This is a genomic window from Terriglobia bacterium (genome assembly GCA_020073205.1).
GTDB lineage: Bacteria > Acidobacteriota > Polarisedimenticolia > Polarisedimenticolales > JAIQFR01 > JAIQFR01.
Window position 1 is genome coordinate 1 of sequence record JAIQFR010000190.1, and the last position, 3,867, is coordinate 3,867.

At 72.2% G+C, this 3,867-nt stretch carries 3 protein-coding genes; all 3 read left to right on the top strand.

Annotated elements, in window-relative coordinates:
- Positions 1-96: 96 nt before the first annotated feature.
- Positions 97-1,761, top strand: coding sequence for a methylmalonyl-CoA mutase (locus LAO51_20185; protein MBZ5641066.1), 1,665 nt, complete (start codon positions 97-99; stop codon positions 1,759-1,761).
- A 115-nt stretch (positions 1,762-1,876) separates the two neighbouring features.
- Positions 1,877-2,863: a SpoIIE family protein phosphatase gene (locus LAO51_20190; GenBank protein ID MBZ5641067.1), complete on the top strand. Its 987-nt coding sequence runs from the start codon at positions 1,877-1,879 to the stop codon at positions 2,861-2,863.
- Between the two features lie 19 nt (positions 2,864-2,882).
- On the top strand, positions 2,883-3,867 hold a 985-nt coding region (locus LAO51_20195), incomplete at its 3' end, for an ABC transporter ATP-binding protein (GenBank protein ID MBZ5641068.1).

Genomic DNA, 3,867 nt, shown 5'->3' on the forward strand with positions numbered 1-3,867 from the left:
GTTCTCTGCCTTGCGCTCGCTGGGTTGCCGGGGGTCCGGGGGTGGAACCCCCGGATGCCCACGATGATCCGAGTCGCTGGGTGTATCCTCAAGCGCATGTCGGGAACGGACGATTCGACTGGCCCGCGCCCGGAGGAGCGGGTCCTTCGGGAGCCCCTCGAGGGGACGTCGAAACGCCGCGAGCGCATCGAGACGACGTCCGGGATCCCGATCGAGCCGGTGTACACCGCGACGCACACCGCCTCGCTCGACCCGGCGCGCGACCTCTCGCTCCCGGGCGAGTACCCCTTCACGCGCGGCGCGTACCCCACCATGTACCGCGGCCGCCTCTGGACCATGCGGCAGTACGCCGGGTTCGGAACCGCGGCGGAGACCAACCGGCGCTTCCGGTACCTCCTCCACCAGGGGCAGACCGGCCTGTCGATCGCCTTCGACCTCCCGACCCAAATGGGGTACGACTCCGACCATCCGCTCGCGGCCGGCGAGGTCGGCAAGGTCGGCGTGGCGATCTCGACCCTCGACGACATGGAGGAGCTGCTGGACGGGATCCCCCTCGACCGCGTCTCGACGTCGATGACGATCAACGCGACGGCGGCGGTCCTCCTGGCGCTCTACGTGGCGGTGGCGAGGCGACGGGGGATCGAGGCCGGCCGCCTCCAGGGAACGGTGCAGAACGACCTCCTGAAGGAGTACGTCGCGCGCGGCACGTACATCTTCCCGCCCGCCGCGTCGCTCCGGATCACCACCGACCTCTTCGCCTGGTGCCGCGAGAACGTCCCGCGCTGGAACACGATCTCGATCTCGGGCTACCACATGCGCGAGGCGGGCTCGACGGCGGTGCAGGAGGTGGCGTTCACCCTGGCGAACGCGCTCGCGTACTGCGAGGCGGCGATCGCGCGCGGCCTGCGGTTCGAGGAGTTCGCGCCGCGGCTCTCCTTCTTCTTCAACGGCCACTCGAGCTTCTTCGAGGAGGTCGCGAAGTTCCGCGCGGCGCGGCGCCTTTGGGCGCGCCTCGTCCGCGAGCGGTTCGGGGTGAGGGACGAGGAGCTGTGCAAGCTGAGGTTCCACACGCAGACCGCGGGCTCGACCCTGACCGCGCAGCAGCCCGAGGTGAACGTGGTGCGCACCGCCCTCGAGGCGCTCGCCGCGGTTCTCGGAGGCACGCAGTCGCTCCACACGAATTCGATGGACGAGGCGCTCGGCCTTCCCACCGAGCGATCGGCGCTCCTGGCGCTCCGGACCCAGCAGGTGATCGCCCACGAGACGGGGGTCGCGGACACCGCGGACCCCCTGGCCGGATCGTACTTCGTCGAGACCCTCACCGACGCGGTAGAGCGCGGGGCGCGCGAGTACCTCGACCGCATCGACGCCTTGGGAGGCGCCGTGCGCGCCATCGAGATGGGGTTCCAGCAGCGGGAGATCCACGAGGCCGCCTACCGGTGGCAGAAGCGCGTCGAGTCGGGCGACGTCGTGGTGGTCGGCGTGAACCGGTTTGCCGAGGGGGAAGCGGCGCGCCCGCCGGTGCTGAGGGTGGACGAGACGCTCCGGCGCGAGCGCGCGGAGCGGCTCGGCGCGCTCCGCGCCCGCCGTGACGCCGCGTCGGCCGCCGAGGCGCTCTTAGGCGTCGAGTCCGCTGCGGGATCCGGGGCCAATCTGCTGCCGCCGATCCTCGGCGCGGTCGAGCGGCTCGCGACCCTCGGGGAGATCTCCGACCGGCTCCGCGCGGTGCTCGGCACGCACCGCGACGCTTTCACGTTCTGACGGCTCGGACGGGAGGGAACGCCGGGGTCCTCATCGGCGCGGATCGCCCGTCTTCGCTGAACCGCGTTACAATGGACGGACCCTCGCGAGGATCCGGCCGATCGGAGGTTTCGCCATGGACGACGCGATGGAGACCCGGTATCGCACCACGCTGACCGAGCGCCGAACGCGGCTGTCCACCGCCGCCGAGGCGATCGGCGACGACGAGGACCTCCGCCGGCTCATCGGGGAGGTGGACGCCGCGCTCGACCGGATGAGCGCCGGTACCTACGGGATCTGCGAGACCTGCCAAGATCCGATCGAGGAGGATCAGCTCGCCATCGACCCCCTGCGCCGCTACTGCCTCGACCACCTGACCCCGTCGGAGCAGCGCGCCCTCGAGCTGGACCTCGAATTGGCCGGCAGGATCCAGGGGGGCCTTCTGCCGCGGCCGGCCGCCCGCGCGCACGGCTGGGAGATCCACCGCCGGTACCAGCCCCTCGGGGCCGTGAGCGGCGACTACTGCGACGTGGTCTCCGCGGCGGGCGACGGCTCGGAGCAGTTCGTGCTCCTCGGCGACGTGGCGGGGAAGGGTGTGGCGGCGTCCATCCTGATGGCGCAGCTCCACGCGACGTTCCGTACGCTCATCGACGTCGGGCTCCCCCTCCAGACGCTCTTGGAGCGCGCGAACCGGATCTTCTGCGAGAGCGTGGCGTCGTCGAAGTACGCCACGCTGGTCTGCGCGAAGCTCGGACCGTCCGGCGACGCGGTGGTGTCGAACGCCGGGCACGTGCCTCCTCTCTTCGTCCACGGAGCCCAGGTCTCCCCGATCCGGGCGACCGGCCTCCCGATGGGCCTCTTCTGCAGCGGCTGCTTCTCCGCGCAGGATCTGAAGCTCCAGGCGGGGGACACGCTGTTCCTGTGCACCGACGGCCTCACCGAGACCCGGAACCCGGCCGGCGAGGAGTACGGCCTCGACCGGCTCGTCGCCCTCGTCGCGTCGCGGCACGCGTCGCCTCCCGCCGAGCTGGCGGACGCCTGCCTCGCGGATCTCTCCGCCTTCCGCGCGGGCTCGCCCCGGACCGACGACCTGACCCTGATGGTCGTTCGCCGAACGGGGTAGAATCCGCGCCGGAGCGGCGATGGCCCCCTTGCTTCGGATCGAGAACCTCAGAGTCGTGTACGACGGCCCCGCCGGCCCGGTCCGAGCCGTGGACGGAGCTTCCCTGTCGGTCGAGGAAGGGGAGACGTACGCCCTCGTCGGGGAGTCCGGCTGCGGGAAGACCGCGGCGGCCCTCGCGATCCTGAGGCTGACCGAGCCGGGACGGATCGCCGGGGGCCGGATCTCGTTCGAGGGGCGCGACCTCCTGGCGCTGCCGGAATCGGAGATGCGCCGCGTCCGCGGCGCCCGCATCGGCATGGTCTTCCAGGAGGCCGGCGCGGCGCTCAATCCCGTGATGCGGGTGGGGACGCAGGTCGGAGAGGCGCTCAGGATCCACCGCGGCATCTCCAGGAGGGACGCGACGGTCGAGGCGGAGCGCCTCCTCCGGCTCGTGTCGCTTCCCGATCCGGAGCGGCAGGTCCGCGCGTATCCCCACGAGCTGTCGGGCGGGATGAAGCAGCGCGTCATGCTCGCCATCGCGCTGTCCTGCTCTCCGGCGCTGCTGATCGCCGACGAGCCCACGACCGCGGTGGACGTCACGATCCAGGCGCAGATCCTGGCGCTGCTCCGCGACCTCAGGCGCTCGATGCGGCTGACCGTCCTCTTGATCACGCACGATCTGGGCGTGGTCGCGGAAAACGCCGACCGCGTGGGCGTCATGTACGCCGGACGGCTCGTCGAGGAGGCCCCGGTGCGGGATCTCTTTCTCGACCCGCGACACCCTTACACCCGCGGCCTGCTCCGCTCGGTCCCCGGCGCCGCCGCCGGCGAGCCGTTCGGTGCGGACGGCCGGCGCCGGCGGCTTCCCACCCTCCCCGGCGCGGTCCCCGACCCCGCGGCGCCGCCCCCCGGCTGCCGCTTCCACCCGAGGTGCCCCGAGGCCTTCGACCCGTGCGCGCGCCTCGAGCCGCCCGACTTCGCGGTGGGCGCGGGAAGGCGCTCGGCGTGCTTCCTCGAGGACCCGG